The following is a 14,144-nucleotide window of genomic DNA, read 5'->3' as shown; positions in this document are numbered from 1 at the left end:
GGCGGATCCGGGGGCGAGGGCGCCGGGAGAGGCGACGGAGGTGAGGGCGGATCCGGGGGCGAGGGCGCCGGGAGAGGCGACGGAGGTGAGGGCGGATCCGGGGGCGAGGGCGCCGGGAGAGGCGACGGAGGTGAGGGCGGATGCGGGGGCGGATGCGGGGGCGGGGACGTCCGGTTCGTTCACCCGGCCGAGTCTCCCGAACAGCCCGAACGCCCACGACTGGCCTGACTGCCAGCTTTCGCAAGGATCGGGCCAGCGACCGGCGTACGCTGAGGCACTGCATCGGGGCACGGGAAGGGAGACCGGGGTGGCGCACAAGGTCGCGGTACTGGCCCTCGACGGGGTGATCGCCTTCGAACTGGGCATCCCCGCAAGGATCTTCGAGTCGGCCAAGGACGCCGACGGCGTCCCGTTCTACCAGGTGGCCACCTGCACCGTGGACGGCCGGCCCGTCGCCACCAGCACCGACTTCCGGGTCGCCGTCGACCACGGGCCCGAACTGCTGGAACGGGCCGACACCGTGGTGATCCCGGCCTCCACCGATCCGGGTCCCAAGGAGGTGGACGCCGAGCTCAGCCCCGCCCTGATCGCCGCACTGGCCCGGATCCGGCCCGGCACCCGGCTGGTCTCGATCTGCACCGCGTCCTTCGTCCTGGCCGCCGCCGGCCTGCTCGACGGCCGCCCGGCCACCACCCACTGGAGCTACACCGGCCGGTTCGCCGCACTCTTCCCGAAGGTCCGGCTCGACCCGGACGTGCTCTTCACGGACGACGGCGACGTGCTCACCTCGGGTGGGGTGGCGGCCGGCGTCGACCTCTGCCTGCACATCGTGCGGCGCGACCACGGCAGCGCGGTGGCCAACACGGTGGCCCGCACCTGCCTGGTCCCGCCGTGGCGCGAGGGCGGGCAGAAGCAGTACGTGACGCTCCCCCGCACGGCCGCCGAGACCGGCCCCGGCACCGCCGCCGTCCGGGCCTGGGTACTGGAGCACCTGGACGAGCCGCTGCCGCTGCGTCTGCTCGCCGACCGGGCGGGCATGAGCGTGCGGACCTTCACCCGGCGGTTCCGCGAGGAGACCGGTGCCAGCCCGGGCCAGTGGCTGACGGTCCAGCGCACCGAACGGGCCCGGCAGTTGCTGGAGCGCACCGACATGACGATCGACCAGGTGGCCCGGGAGTCCGGATTCGGGACGGCCGCCTCACTGCGGCTCCGGCTGCGCGGCCGGCTGGACGTCGCGCCGAGCGCGTACCGGCGCGCCTTCCGCACGGTCGAGCCCGCCGGCTGACGGCCTGCGGGCGCGTGGTCCGACGAGCCGGAAAAGTGGTCCCGCCGGTGGCCGAAACTTGCCCCCGGGAGTGGACGGATTGGATGGCGACAGGCCGCACGCACCCCGAGCACGGCACGGCAGGCCGCCATCCAACCGCGACGCACGGGCCCTGAACCCGCGCAACCGCCCTCCGCACTCGCCAAGGAGCCACCGCGCGATCGGCAGACCACGGCCCCCCTGCTGACATGATCCCCCTGGACAGCAGCACCGCAGCGGCGTTCGGGTGTTCCCTCGGCGTCCCCTCGCGACGGAGAGCTGCTCCCAAGAGTGATCAGTCGGATACGTCACGTCAATGGCTTGTCCGAAATTCGGAATGGTTGCGTCAGGTTTCGGCCCGATGATCGCCGGGTGATCGCCCGGCGTCCCACAGGGGTCGTCACTGCGCCAGCGCGGCCCAGTCCACGGTGGTCAGCGGGTCCACCGGCCGGGCGTCCGCGCCGATCTCGCACCAGACCCGTTTGCCCGAACCGTCCGGATACCAACCCCAGCGGTCGCAGAGCAGTTCGACCAGCTCCAGGCCGCGTCCGTTGGTGGCGTCGGTGTCCGGGCCGGCGTGCCGGGGGGCGGGGGCGACCTGGCTGGCATCCGCGACCTCGACCCGGAGCGGGCCGACGGTCGCCGTCTCGCGCACGCCACCGCCGAGCCCGCCGACCGCACCGCCGCCGCCCACGCCCCCCGCCGCGGAGCCGTGCGCCGGGCCGTAGCCCGCGGCGACGTCGTCCATCGGGAAGCAGAGCCGGAGCACGGCCGGACAGCCGGTGTGCACCACGGCGTTGGTCACCAGCTCGGAGACGACCAGCACCACCGTCTCGGCGATCGGGGCATCCGGATCCACGCCGTGGTTGAGCAGCCGCGAGCGCACCCAGCGGCGGGCCCGGCCGACCTCGGCGGGGTCCGCCTGCACCGCCAGCTGTACCTGAAGAACCTGCACCGCTCCACCACCCGCACTCGCAGTTCGGCCGTCGTCTCGTTCGGGCCGGGTCGTCCAGCCGGCCGGCCCTGGCGCGCGCCGGGCCACCGCATGCCGGGCCGCGCCGCACGTCAACCCGGTACGTCGCACCCGCGCCACCTCGTCCGTCGCGCACTGGCTGCGACACGAATACGCCTCAGGATGAGTCGGCGGGCGGACCGCAGCAAGCGCTTCGGGCATATTCCAGCGATCGAGGGACAGGGCAGTGCATACTGTCCCGTTCACTCTCGCGAGCCTCGCACCGGCGCTCGTCCGACCGGGGGCCGACCAGCCGGACACGCAGTGGCGAACCTACCGCCGGACGCCCCCGGTACCCGGCCCGCCACTCGCGAACCACCCGTGCGACATATGTCCAACGGCCTTCGAACAGCGGGATCGGCGGCAGATCCCACGATGTGACGATCCGAAACTGCGGGCTCCGTTCTGCCCGGAATCCACCCGTCCCCGGAAGAGCGCAAGATACCGTTGGGTACGGCAGCGAACCCCATGGCAGGAGGGTGGTTGACGATGGCCACCCCCGGCAGCGCCCCGCGCTGGGACGAACAGCTCCAACGCCGGCTCGCCCGGGGCGAGGAGACCGCCCTCGGCGAACTCTACGACCAGCTGGCGCCGATGGTGCACGGGCTGGCCGGACGGATACTGGCCGACCAGGCCGCCGCCGCCCAGCTCACCCGCGAGATATTCGCCCATGTCTGGGAGCACCCCGAGGCCTTCGACCCGGCCCAGGGCTCGCTCCGCTCCTGGATCGGCTCGCTCACCCACCGCCGCGCGGTGGACCGGCTCCGTCTCCGGCGCGCCGCCGAGGCCCCGCTCGCCGGCGGGGACAGCGACGGCAGCGAGGACAGACCGATCGGCAACGACGGCTCCGGCAGCGGCAGTTACGGCGAGGTCTCACTCGTCGAGGAGGAGATCCGGACCGTGGCCACCGCCGCCCGGATCCAGATCGCCGTCGACTCCCTGCCGCAGAGCCTGCGTGAGACGATCACGGTGTCGTACTACGGCGGCCGCACCTACGAGGAGACGGCCCGGCGCCTCGGCGTCAGCGAGCAGATCGCCAAGCAGCGGATGCGGCTCGGCCTGGAGCTGCTGGCCACCGAACTCGCCGAGGAGCGCGACCGCCAGCGGCGCGCCCGGCACGGCGACGCCCGGCAGCACGGCGAGCGGCAGCACGGCGACGGGCAGTGCGACAACGGACAGTGCGACGACGGGCAGCACGGGCACCAGCACCACGGGGCACAGCAGGACGAACAGCACGACGACCGGCACCGGAACGAGGACGGGGGCACGTGACGACCACCGAGGAGCAGCACGAGGCCCTGCGCTCGGTGCTCGGCGCCTGGGCCCTGGGCGCCTGCCCGCGCCGCGAGGCCGCCGAGCTGGAACGCCACCTGCGGGCCTGCCCGGACTGCGCCGAGGACGCCGCCCGGCTGCGCGAGGCCGCCGGCTGGCTCGCCGTCGACGAACCGCTCGACCAGCCCGGATCGCTGCGCCAGCAGGTGCTCGACTGGTGTCTGTCCCGGCGCCCCGCCGAACTGCCCGTCCCCGCCTGGGGCGCGCCCTACACCGCCGAGACCGCCAAGCTCGACGCACTGCTGCGCGACCTCGGCCCGGAGGAGTGGCAGGAGGTGGCCGAACTCCCCTGGCACGGCGGCACCGAGTACCTGCGCCCGGCCGAGGTGCTCTGCCATCTCGCCGCCGTGGACGGCTATCTGGCCGTCGCCCTCGGCCTGCCCGACCCCGTCCCGGGCGCCCCCACGCCACCGGCCGGCCGCCGGGTGCCGTCACAGGAGGCGGCCGCGCCCGCGCCCCGGGTGCCGCCGCAGGGCGGCCCGCCGTTCGCCGGGATCACCGAGCGCACCGCCCGGCTCACCGCCGAACAGGCCGGCCTGCCGCCGCAGACGGTGCGCGCCCGGTGGCGCCGGCACTGCCAGGAGCTGGTCCGCAGCGCCGCGTTGGCCCCGCAGGGCAACACGCCCGTCGACTACGGCTTCGCGACCGTCCCGCTGCGCGACGCCTTCGTCGACCGGGCCTTCGAGTGCTACGTCCACGGCGAGGACGTAGCCCGCGCGGTGGCGTACCCGTACGACCCGCCGGCGCCCCAGCACCTGCGGCAGATGGTCGACCTGGCCGTCCGGATGCTCCCGGCGGCACTGGCCGGGCTGCGTGCCGCACGGCCCGAGCACGCCGGGGCGCCCGCGGCTGCGCCGGGCAGGGACGGCCGGACGGGCCGGCAGGTCCGGCTGGTGATCGACGGCCCCGCGGCCGGTGAGTGGCTGATACCGCTGGACGGCCCGGAGAGCGGCCCGCCCGGAGGGGAGCCGGTGGCCGCGATGGTGCTGGACGGGCTGGAGTTCTGCCAGCTGGCCGCCGCACACCGCGACCCGGACCGGCTGCCGGTGGGCGCGCACGGCGACCGGGCCGCGATCCGCGAGGTGCTCCACGCGGCCCCGCTGCTCTCGCGTCCGTAGGGCTGTGGAGCGTCGGGCCGTTCAGCCGTAGACCTGGAGGCACGCAGGGCTGCGGGCATGCGTGCCCTGGCTCGCGGTCCGCAGCTGCGTGCCTCCGGCCCCGACCGTCAGGCGAAGACCACCGTACGGGTGCCGTTGAGCAGCACCCGGTGCTCGCTGTGCCACTTCACCGCGCGGGCCAGTGCCTGGCACTCGACGTCCCGGCCGAGCGCGACCAGCTGGTCCGGGGTGATGTCGTGGGTCACCCGGGCCACCTCCTGCTCGATGATCGGCCCCTCGTCGAGGGCGGCGGTGACGTAGTGCGCGGTGGCGCCGATCAGCTTCACGCCGCGGGCGTGCGCCTGGTGGTACGGCTTGGCGCCCTTGAAGCTCGGCAGGAAGGAGTGGTGGATGTTGATCACCTTGCCGGAGAGCGCGGTGCAGAGCTCGTCCGAGAGCACCTGCATGTAGCGGGCCAGCACGACCAGTTCGACGTTCTCCTTGGCGACCAGGTCCAGCAGCTGCTGTTCCGCCTCGGCCTTGGTGTCCCGGGTCACCGGGATGTGGTGGAACGGGATGCCGTAGCCCTCGGTCAGGTCGCGGAAGTCGGTGTGGTTGGAGACCACCGCGGCGATCTCCACCGGCAGCGCGCCGATCCGGTTGCGGAACAGCAGGTCGTTCAGGCAGTGCCCGAACTTGCTGACCATCAGGACGATCCGCATCCGCTCGTCGGTCGGGTGGATCTGCCAGTCCATCCCGAAGGAGGCCCCGATCGCGGCGAAGCTGGCCCGCAGCTTGTCCACGGTGACGGGCTCGGCGGCGGAGAAGTGCACCCGCATGAAGAACAGCCCGCTGTCGCCGTCACCGAACTGCTGGCTGTCGATGATGTTGCACCCGGTCATGAAGAGGTAGCTCGAGACCGCGTGGACGATGCCCTGCTTGTCGGGGCAGGACAGCGTGAGGACGTACTGGGCGCTGGCCGGCTGCTGTTCCACGGTGGGGGGTTCCCGTCCTGAGGTCGTGCTGTTGGTGAGTGGTCCAGCGTGTCACATCCTGGACAGCCACCGTCCCGCTGCCCGCACTGCGGGACGGCCCGGCCCACCCCGCGGCCTCGGGCCCCGACCCGAGCCCTGCGGCACCGGCCTCGGGGCGGAGCGGGACAGGCCGGGACAGCGCCGTAGCAGGGCCGGACCGGAGCAGGGCCGGGCAGCACCGGCGCCGGGCCGGCCCGGGTCAGGACGAGGTCAGGATGCGCAGCACGTCCAGCGAGCGCGGGCGGGCGTCCGGGTCCTCGCCGTCGTTGACCGCCAGCTTGACGTGCGCCTCGCGGGCCGCCCGGACAGCCTCCGGCCAGCCGTGGTGGCCGAGGTACGCGGAGGCCGGGGCGTCCGCGCCGACCTCGTGCAGGATCCGGACCACCCGGAGCACCGCGACGTCCACCACGGTGGCCTCGGCCGAGTCGCGGAAGATCGTGCCGACGTACTTCTCGGCCGACCACCGGTCCAGCCAGGTGTCCTCCACCAGCCGGTAGACGGCGTCGGTCACGTCACCGAAGCCCTCACGGCCGGCCAGCCAGGTCTCCTGCTGGAACCCGGGGTCGGAAAGCATGTGCAGCGCCGAGCGCAGTCGGGCACGCCAGCGCCACCAGGGCAGATCGTTGAGCGGCATGCCGCCCATCGTGCTGGAGCGGTGGCCCGGACGAGAAGGGTTTCGGGCAGACCGATACGAAGAATCTGTGCTGGCGGACATGGTGGACGATCGTACGTTCCCCTACCGTTCGTGCTCTACTCCGGTTCTACACGCGTCCCTGCCCGGAGTTCGGCCGCCGTTTGCCGTCCGTTCCCTTTTCGGCCCTCTCTGCGTGTGACGCCGGGGCTTGGCTTGTGCCGGTGCGCAGCACAGCGCCCCGGGAGGGAAGACCGATGACCAGCCGAAGGAGCTCGTCCCAGGCTCAGTACCCGATCGCGGTACGGCGTCGCCGCCGCCCGATCGCCGCAGCCGCCACCGTCGTGGCGCTGCTCCCCACCCTCTTCTCGGCCTCCGCGTGCGGCGGACCGGCCGATGCCGCCGCCACCAACGACGCCGGCGGCGGCGGCGACCTGACCGTGATGACCTGGGCGCCGTCCGGTACCGGCGCCGCCGACCGGCCCGGCATGACCACGCTGGCCGACGCCATCGGCCGGGACGTCAACACCAAGGGCGGCCTGAACGGCCGCAAGCTCCGCGTGCTCACCTGCAACGAGCACAACACCGCCGACGGCGCCACGGCCTGTGCCCAGCAGGCGGTGGACGCCAAGGCGGTCGCCGTGATCGGCTCGTACAGCCAGTACGGCGACCGCTTCATGCCGATCCTGGAGCGGGCCGGCATCCCGCTGATCGGCGGGTACGGGCTCTCCCAGCCCGAGTTCAGCAGCCCCCTGTCGTACCCCGTGGCCGGCGGCATGCCGGCGCTGATCGGCGGCAGCGGCCGGCAGCTGGTGGAGGCCGGCTGCAAGACCGTCTCGCTGGTCCGCCCCGACACCCCGGCCGGCGACAACCTGCTCGGCTACCTCGCCAACGCGCTCAAGCCGGCCGGGATCAAGCTGCTGGACGTCAAGGCGCCGGAGCAGTCCCCCGACTACACGCCGGTGGCCCGCAAGGCGATCGGCAAGGACGAGCCGGGCAACTGCCTCACCTCCGCGCTGGGCGCCGAACCGACCGGCAACCTGCTCGACTCCTACCGCCGGCTGGGCCCGAGGAACACCAAGATCGCCTCGGTGATCGGCAGCGTCCAGCAGTCGGTGGTCGACTCCACCGGCGGCGACAGCGGCCCGCTGGCCGGGGCCTACGTGACCGGCTGGTACCCGCCCGAGTCGGCCAAGACCTGGGACGCGCTGCGCGCCGTGGTGCGCAGCGACGCCGCCGGCGGCCGGGCCATCGACGTCTCCGACCCCGGGGTGCAGACCACCTGGGTCGCCTACGAGGTGTTCCGGCAGGCGGTCGACCGGCTGAACGCGGCCGGCCGGACGGTCACCTCCAAGACGGTGACCGGGCTGCTGGACGGCGGCGAGCAGATCGACGTCGGCCTGACCCCGCCGCTGAACTGGGGCACCACCAACATGCTGCCGAGCACCGAGTCGCCGCGGCTGGTGAACACCTGGGTGACGTACCAGGTGGTCAAGGGCGGGCGGATGACCCTGCAGCAGCCGGGCTTCGTGGACGTGCGCTGGGTGCTCACCGGGGGCAGGCCGCCGGCGTGACCGGGGCCCGCCCGGGAGGGGCCCCAACGCGAGGGGCCCGAACGGGAGGGGCTGAACGGCAGAGGCCTGGCCGGGAGGCGCCGTACCGAGAGGGGCCGTACCCGGGCGACCCGGGCGGCCCCTCCGGGGCTCCCGGGGCCGGCCGGCGGCCGCGGGGAGGCTCTCGCCTACAGATCCCCGTCGCCGCGGGTCGGCAGGCCGGTCTGGCCCGCGATGGCGTTCCAGAGGGCGGAGGCCTGCTTCTTCGCGTTGGTGGCCGTGCTGCTGGCCTGGACCGCGTTCTTGTAGTGCTGGTTGTCGGCCTTCTTGGCGTCGCAGGCGGCCTGCATGTCCGTGGCCCAGGCCGCGTACTCGTCGTCGGCGGTCGCCGAGGCCGTCCAGGCCGCGTTGAGCTGTTCGACCAGCTGCGGACCGCCCTGCAGCTTGTCCGTCTTCAGCGCCGCCAGCTTGGTCTGCAGCTCCCGGCGCTTGCCTGCGGCATCGGCCAGGGCCTGCTGGGACTCGGGCAGCTTGTCGCACTTCTGCACCGCGCCCACCGCGTTGACCACCGCCGTGCGGCTGTCGCTGGCGGTGCCGAGCAGGTCGGAGAGCGGCTGCGCCTGTGCCTTGACCTCCGGGTTGACGGTCGCCGCCGAGCCGCTCGCGGTCGGCGCACCGGTGGAGGCACTGCTGCCGGTGGCCACCGGGGCGGCCTGCTTCTCCTTGCCGGGGGACTTGTCGTCGCCGCCGCTCATCAGGACGGCCACCAGGATGCCGGCCGCCGCGCAGCCGGCCACCACGCCGCCGATGATCAGCTTGCCGGACGAACGCCCGCCGTTGCCGCCGCCCCGGGCCGGGACCGGGCCGGTCGGGTAGTCCTGCCCGCTGTACTCGGGCTGGGCCTGGTACTCCTGCGGGCCGGGCTGGTAGGCCGGCTGCGCCTGCTGCGGGTAGGCCTGCCCCGGCGCGGGCTGCTGGTAGCCGGGCTGGGGCGGGTAGCCGGCCGCCTGTGGGTCCGCGGTGGGGTAGGGCGGCAGGTACTGGGTGGCCGGGGCCGGGTCGGCCTGCGGCGCGGCGCCGTACCCGGGCTGCGGCGCGCCGCCCCACGGGGCGCCCTGGGCCGGGATGGCCTGGGTCGGAAGCGCGTGCGCGCCCTCGCCGAGGTACTCCGGCTGACCGGCGGGGTGACCGGCCGGCGGCAGGTGCGGCTGTCCGATCGCGGGACCGGCCTGCTGCCCGGCAGGCGGCTGCTGGCCCGGCGCACCCTGGCCCGGCACACCGCCCTGGCCCTGCGGCTGGCCGGGCTCCGGGCGAAACAGATCGTCCAGGTTGAAGTCACCCGAGTTGGGGTACGAGCGGCGCTGGCTCAACGCGATTCCTCACCTGTGCACGACCGCGCGCTGACGGCGGACCACATCTCGTCGGTTCTTGGGAGCATCACAGTTCCTTGGACGTCGCGCCCACGCTACCGGTTCGCCGAACCGGGTGACCACGTGGGCGGTCCATCCCTCACCGGCCCCTCACGTGCGCGCCGACGACGCGCCCTCCGTCCAGGTCAGGCGGCCTCCGCCTCGGCCCGGGCCTGGAACTCGCGGACCACCCGCTGCTCCCGGAACGGCTCCAGCCGCCGCCGGAACTCGTCCAGGTACTCCACGCCCCGGTTGGACCGCAGCCCGCTCAGAAGCCGCACCGCCTGGGCGCCGGTCTCACAGGCCCGCTCCAGGTCGCGCTGCTGGAGCTGGGCCGTGGCCAGCAGGACGAGGTCGACCGCCCGGCGCCGCACCCTGGTCGGGGGGTGCAGGTCGAGCGCCCGGCGGGCGTAGTGCTCGGCCTGGCCGGCCTGCTCCAAGTCCCGGTGGCAGTGGGCCAGCTCGTCCGCGAGGTAGGCGTCGTCGAAGTGGACGATCCAGTCCGGGTCGTCCTCCGGGCGGCGCTTCTCCATCGCCTCCAGCGCCTTGGCGGCCACCGCCTCGCAGGAGCGGGCGTCGCCGAGCAGGGCGTGGCCGCGTGCCTCGGCCGCGTAGAACATCGCCATCGCCGTCGGGGTGGCCACCGAGCGGGCACCCTCCTGCGCGGCGCGGGCGAGTTGGGCGATCTCCCGCGGGTTGCCCAGCGTCGCCGCCAGGTGGCTCATCGAGGCCGCCAGCACGTACCCGCCGTAGCCGCGGTCGTCGGCCGCCTGGGCGAGCCGCAGCGCCTGGATGTAGTAGCGCTGGGCCAGGCCAGGCTGCCCGGTGTCCACCGCCATGTAGCCGGCCAGCTCGGTCAACCGGGCGACCGCCGCGAAGAGTTGCCGCCCGGTCTCCTCCCGGTAGGCGCCGCCCAGCAGGCCGGAGACCACGCTGTTGAGGTAGTGGACGACCACCGGGCGGACGTGCCCGCTGCCGAAGCGGTGGTCGAGGTCGACCAGCATCGCCGTGGTCGCCCGGATCGCCGCGACGTCCGTCGGACCGACCCGCGGGCCGCCGGTACGGGCCACCACCGGGTCGGGCGGGGTGATCAGCCAGTCCCGGCTGGGCTCGACGAGCGCGGAGGCCGCCACCGTCGCCCCGGTCAGGAAGTCCCGCCGGCCGACGTCGCTGCGCCACAGCTCGCAGACCTGTTCCAGCGCGGCGTTCAGCGTCGGCGCGAACTGCAGCCCGATCCCGGAGCTGAGGTTCTTGCCGTCGGCCATGCCGATCTCCTCGACCGACACGCTCCGCCCCAGCTTGCGGCCGAGCGCCTCGGCGATGACCGCCGGGGCCTGCCCGCGCGGCTGCTGGCCGCGGAGCCAGCGCGCGACGGACGTCTTGTCGTACCGAAGGTCCAGGCCGTGCTCCGCGCCGCACAGGTTGACTCTCCGCGCCAGGCCGGCATTGGAGCAGCTGGCCTCCTGAATGAGCTGCTGCAGACGCTCGTTGGGCTGTCGTGCGACAAGTGGTCTCGCGGCCATTGGGCTTCGCCTCCCCACACCCTCCGGTCCCGGCCGGCGGGCGACGATTCTGCTGATCTGTTGCCGACTGTCCGACCGTCCAAGGAATCTGACACCAGGTTAGCGATCAGCAACGCCACCGGGATACCCACGGTGACGATCCCCACCCCCCGCGCGCCCTGGGAAATGCTCCCGTGCGCCCCCACTGCGCCCACCCCGGTCCACCCCGGTCGCGCCAACTCGGTTGCCTCACCGGTTCGGGTGACATTGCCACCACGCGCAAGACCCGCCCACGCCCGGCCGTAACCAGCCTCACGCACGGTAGTTGTGCACCGCGTGGAAGACATCCCAGACTCCCCCGACCAGGGCGGCACCGCCGGACTGCCCCCGCTGCTCATCGAAGCCGTCAGCTACGCCGAGAGCCGGCACTGGGAGGTCGCGCCGGGCGCCTGGCTGATCGACGGCGACGGGCCGGCCCGCTGCTCCTGCGGCGACGCCCGCTGCCCGCTGCCCGGCGCGCACCCGATCGACTCGGACTGGGCGCGCAAGGCGAGCGCCGGCCCGGGCGCGGTGCGGCGCTGGTGGACCGAACGCCCGGACGCCTCGATCCTGCTGCCCACCGGCCGCTCCTTCGACGTCCTGGACGTGCCGGAGGTGGCCGGCTGCCTGGCGCTGGCCCGGATGGAGCGGATGGACCTCCAGCTCGGCCCGGTGGTGGCCGTCCCGGCGGCCCCCGGACGCTCCGGCCGGCGGCTGCACTTCCTGGTGCTGCCCGGAGTGGCCGCCAAGCTGCCGGAGATGCTGCGCAAGCTCGGCTGGCCGCACGGCCGGCTGGACCTGGTGGCCCGCGGCGAGGGCGACTGGACGGTGGCCCCGCCGTCCCGGGTCGGCCCGTCCGGCTTCGCCCAGTGGGCCCGCTCGCCCTCCGCGCTGAACCGCTGGCTGCCGGACGCCGCCGAGCTGATCAGCCCGCTCGCCTACGCCTGCGGTCGCGAGGCCCCGTCGGCGCACCCCCAGCCGGCCCAGCCGGCGGCGGTGCGCTGAGCCACCCGGGCCCGTGCTGGGCCGGACGGTCTTCGGGTCCGGCCCGGAGATTCACCGTCCCGTGAACGGCCGCCCTACGCCTATCGGGTGAGGGTGCGCAACGCGCGACACCCCGCGCGCGACTGACGGGCCTTGCCTCCCACCGGAGGCGGGGCCCGTCACACGCATGTGCGGATAAGGCTTCGGTGTACCCGCTGGTCAACGGCGAAAGCCCCTCGTACGAGTGACAACGCTCAAGGATTGCCATGATCTGCCGAGGGGAGAAATTCCACCGTGAGGGGACGCCGGAAGGGACGCTCGGACGGGGAAGCCGGGCGGGGCGGTCGGGAGGGAACGGAGGGGAACGGAGGGGAACGGAGGGGAACGGAGGGGACGGGAGGGACGGGAGGGACGGGAGGGAACGGAGGGGCCGTGACACCGGCCGGGTTCGGGGAGGCCGGTGTCACGGAAGCACCGTGGGACAGGGAGGGACGGGGAGGACGAGCAGGGCCCGGTGCACGGGGATGCACCGGGCCCTGCTCACTGCGCTGTCGGGGAGGGTCAGGCCTGCGCGACGAAGACGTGCGCGGCGATCTCCTTGCCCAGCTCGGCCGCGGTGTCGCCGGTGCCGACCAGCACCCCGCCGACCCCGGCGGTGACCCGCACCGTCGAGCCCGGCCGGATCCCGGCCCGGCGCAGCGTGCGCATCAGCTCGCCGTCCGTCTGGATCGGCTCGCCGATCCGGCGGACCACGACGTCCGCCCCGGCGTCGCCCGGGCGGACCGTGTCCAGCGGGACGAGCGCGGCGTCGAAGCCCTCGCCCTCCGCCTTGGCGTCGCCCAGCTCGTCCAGGCCCGGGATCGGGTTCCCGTACGGGGACTGGGTCGGGTGGCCGAGCATGGCGAGCACCTTGCGCTCGACCGTCTCGCTCATCACGTGCTCCCAGCGACAGGCCTCCTCGTGGACCTGCTCCCACTCCAGGCCGATCACGTCGACCAGCAGGCACTCGGCGATGCGGTGCTTGCGCATCACGCGCACCGCGAGCCGGCGGCCCTCCTCGGTGAGTTCGAGGTGACGGTCGCCCGCTACCCGGAGCAGCCCGTCGCGCTCCATCCGGCCGACCGTCTGGCTGACCGTGGGGCCGCTCTGCTCCAGACGCTCGGCGATCCGGGCGCGCATCGGGGTGATGCCCTCCTCCTCCAGCTCCAGGATGGTGCGAAGGTACATCTCAGTGGTGTCGATCAGCCCAGACATCGCCGCTGGCTCCGTTCTTCGGTGTCCTCACCGCCAATTCTGACGTACGGCAACGACAACCGGGCCCGCGCAGGGGCCCCGGGGGCCGCATTTCGTTCCTGTTGACAGCGGCACCGGTGAGGCAGCACGGTGCTCGCCGTAGCTTTCTCCATCGGCGGTCTGGACCACCCAGGCCTCCCCACCCGGCCGGCTCCCCCGCCGGCAGAGAGCGAAGGCAACCGATGAGTGACCTGGTCGGCCGGTACTTCGACGCCGCGATCGCCCACCTCCAGCGGGTCCGCGCCGAGGAGGCCGACACCATCGACGCGGCCGGCGCGCTGCTGGCCGAGGCGGTGACCGAAGGACGCCGAATCTTCACCTTCGGCTCCGGCCACTCCTCGCTGGCCGCCCAGGACGTGGTCTACCGGGCCGGGGGGCTCGTCCCCGTCAACCTCCTGGACGTCCCCGGGATGGCCGGGGTGACGGTGATGCCGGCCCCGCTCGCCAGTGCGCTGGAGCGCGTCTCCGGCCTGGCCACCACCACCCTGGACCTCACCCCGGCCACCGCGGGGGACCTCCTCTTCGTCATCTCGCTCTCCGGCCGCCAGGTCATGCCGGTCGAGCTGGCCCAGTACGCCCGGAACCGCGGGCTGAAGGTGATCGGGGTGACCTCGCTGGCGTACCCGGAGGAGGTGCCCTCGGCGCACCCCTCCGGCACGTACCTGAAGGACCACTGCGACGTCGTCCTGGACAGCAAGATCGCGGTCGGCGACGGCGAGCTGACCCACCCGGCCGCCGAGACCTCCTTCGGCCCGGTCTCCACCATCGTGACCAGCGCGCTGATGCAGGCCGTGGTCGCCACGGCGGTCGGCCGGCTGGCCGACGCAGCGGCGGCCGGCGCCGGAGCCGCCCCGCCGCTGTTCCGCTCCGGCAACGTGCCCGGCGGCACCGAGTGGAACGCCAAGCAGATGGCCGACAACGCGGACCGGATCTTCTACACGTACTGAGCGGCGGG

At 73.8% G+C, this 14,144-nt stretch carries 12 protein-coding genes and 1 pseudogene; 6 read left to right on the top strand and 7 right to left on the bottom strand.

Translation table 11 applies throughout. The features are described 5' to 3' along the window. Positions 1 to 183: pseudogene (locus tag ACZ3YO_RS34035) on the bottom strand (glycosyltransferase); the annotation flags it as partial. Between the two features lie 124 nt (positions 184 to 307). On the opposite strand from ACZ3YO_RS34035, the gene ACZ3YO_RS34030 reads away from it, so the two are divergent. Beyond that, complete coding sequence (locus ACZ3YO_RS34030; RefSeq protein WP_465577230.1) at positions 308 to 1,285, top strand: GlxA family transcriptional regulator; 978 nt, start codon at positions 308 to 310, stop codon at positions 1,283 to 1,285. 418 nt (positions 1,286 to 1,703) lie between these two features. Here the strand turns inward: ACZ3YO_RS34030 and ACZ3YO_RS34025 are convergent, their stop codons facing one another. Continuing rightward, the gene (locus tag ACZ3YO_RS34025; RefSeq protein WP_465577228.1) at positions 1,704 to 2,258 is read right to left on the bottom strand and encodes an ATP-binding protein; all 555 of its coding nucleotides are present in this window, start codon (positions 2,256 to 2,258) and stop codon (positions 1,704 to 1,706) included. 546 nt (positions 2,259 to 2,804) lie between these two features. Here ACZ3YO_RS34025 and ACZ3YO_RS34020 point away from each other — a divergent pair. Together ACZ3YO_RS34020 and ACZ3YO_RS34015 are read left to right on the top strand one after the other, a co-directional pair. Beyond that, positions 2,805 to 3,587 carry a sigma-70 family RNA polymerase sigma factor gene (locus tag ACZ3YO_RS34020; RefSeq protein ID WP_465577264.1) on the top strand — a complete coding sequence of 261 codons (783 nt, stop codon included), beginning with the start codon at positions 2,805 to 2,807 and terminating at the stop codon, positions 3,585 to 3,587. Further along, a complete protein-coding gene (locus ACZ3YO_RS34015) occupies positions 3,584 to 4,765 on the top strand; it encodes a zf-HC2 domain-containing protein (protein ID WP_465577226.1) in 1,182 nt (393 codons plus the stop codon). The genes ACZ3YO_RS34020 and ACZ3YO_RS34015 overlap by 4 nt, the downstream gene beginning before the upstream one ends. A 107-nt stretch (positions 4,766 to 4,872) precedes the next feature. Here ACZ3YO_RS34015 and purU read toward each other — a convergent pair whose 3' ends face one another. Both purU and ACZ3YO_RS34005 read right to left on the bottom strand, forming a co-directional pair. After that, on the bottom strand, positions 4,873 to 5,739 hold the full coding sequence (gene purU, locus ACZ3YO_RS34010) for a formyltetrahydrofolate deformylase (RefSeq protein WP_396324439.1): 867 nt from the start codon (positions 5,737 to 5,739) through the stop codon (positions 4,873 to 4,875). A gap of 238 nt (positions 5,740 to 5,977) precedes the next feature. Beyond that, positions 5,978 to 6,421 (bottom strand): SCO4402 family protein, encoded by a 444-nt coding sequence (locus ACZ3YO_RS34005; RefSeq protein WP_465550256.1) that lies wholly within the window; start codon positions 6,419 to 6,421, stop codon positions 5,978 to 5,980. Between the two features lie 245 nt (positions 6,422 to 6,666). Here ACZ3YO_RS34005 and ACZ3YO_RS34000 point away from each other — a divergent pair, with 245 nt between their 5' ends. Continuing rightward, complete coding sequence (locus ACZ3YO_RS34000) at positions 6,667 to 7,983, top strand: ABC transporter substrate-binding protein (protein WP_465577221.1); 1,317 nt, start codon at positions 6,667 to 6,669, stop codon at positions 7,981 to 7,983. Between the two features lie 167 nt (positions 7,984 to 8,150). Here the strand turns inward: ACZ3YO_RS34000 and ACZ3YO_RS33995 are convergent, their stop codons facing one another. Continuing rightward, a complete protein-coding gene (locus ACZ3YO_RS33995) occupies positions 8,151 to 9,332 on the bottom strand; it encodes a hypothetical protein (RefSeq protein ID WP_465577219.1) in 1,182 nt (393 codons plus the stop codon). A 185-nt stretch (positions 9,333 to 9,517) separates the two neighbouring features. Further along, complete coding sequence (locus tag ACZ3YO_RS33990; protein WP_148643299.1) at positions 9,518 to 10,894, bottom strand: tetratricopeptide repeat protein; 1,377 nt, start codon at positions 10,892 to 10,894, stop codon at positions 9,518 to 9,520. A gap of 324 nt (positions 10,895 to 11,218) precedes the next feature. Between ACZ3YO_RS33990 and ACZ3YO_RS33985 the strand changes: the two genes are divergently transcribed. Then, the gene (locus ACZ3YO_RS33985) at positions 11,219 to 11,917 is read left to right on the top strand and encodes a bifunctional DNA primase/polymerase (protein ID WP_465577261.1); all 699 of its coding nucleotides are present in this window, start codon (positions 11,219 to 11,221) and stop codon (positions 11,915 to 11,917) included. A 540-nt stretch (positions 11,918 to 12,457) separates the two neighbouring features. Here the strand turns inward: ACZ3YO_RS33985 and ACZ3YO_RS33980 are convergent. Continuing rightward, positions 12,458 to 13,150, bottom strand: coding sequence for a metal-dependent transcriptional regulator (locus ACZ3YO_RS33980; RefSeq protein ID WP_396324435.1), 693 nt, complete (start codon positions 13,148 to 13,150; stop codon positions 12,458 to 12,460). Between the two features lie 221 nt (positions 13,151 to 13,371). On the opposite strand from ACZ3YO_RS33980, the gene ACZ3YO_RS33975 reads away from it, so the two are divergent. Beyond that, the gene (locus ACZ3YO_RS33975; RefSeq protein ID WP_465550263.1) at positions 13,372 to 14,136 is read left to right on the top strand and encodes a sugar isomerase domain-containing protein; all 765 of its coding nucleotides are present in this window, start codon (positions 13,372 to 13,374) and stop codon (positions 14,134 to 14,136) included. The last annotated feature ends 8 nt before the right edge of the window (positions 14,137 to 14,144 follow it).

This window comes from Kitasatospora sp. NPDC022785 (assembly GCF_055561295.1).
This window is presented reverse-complemented; position numbering and strand designations above follow the sequence as displayed.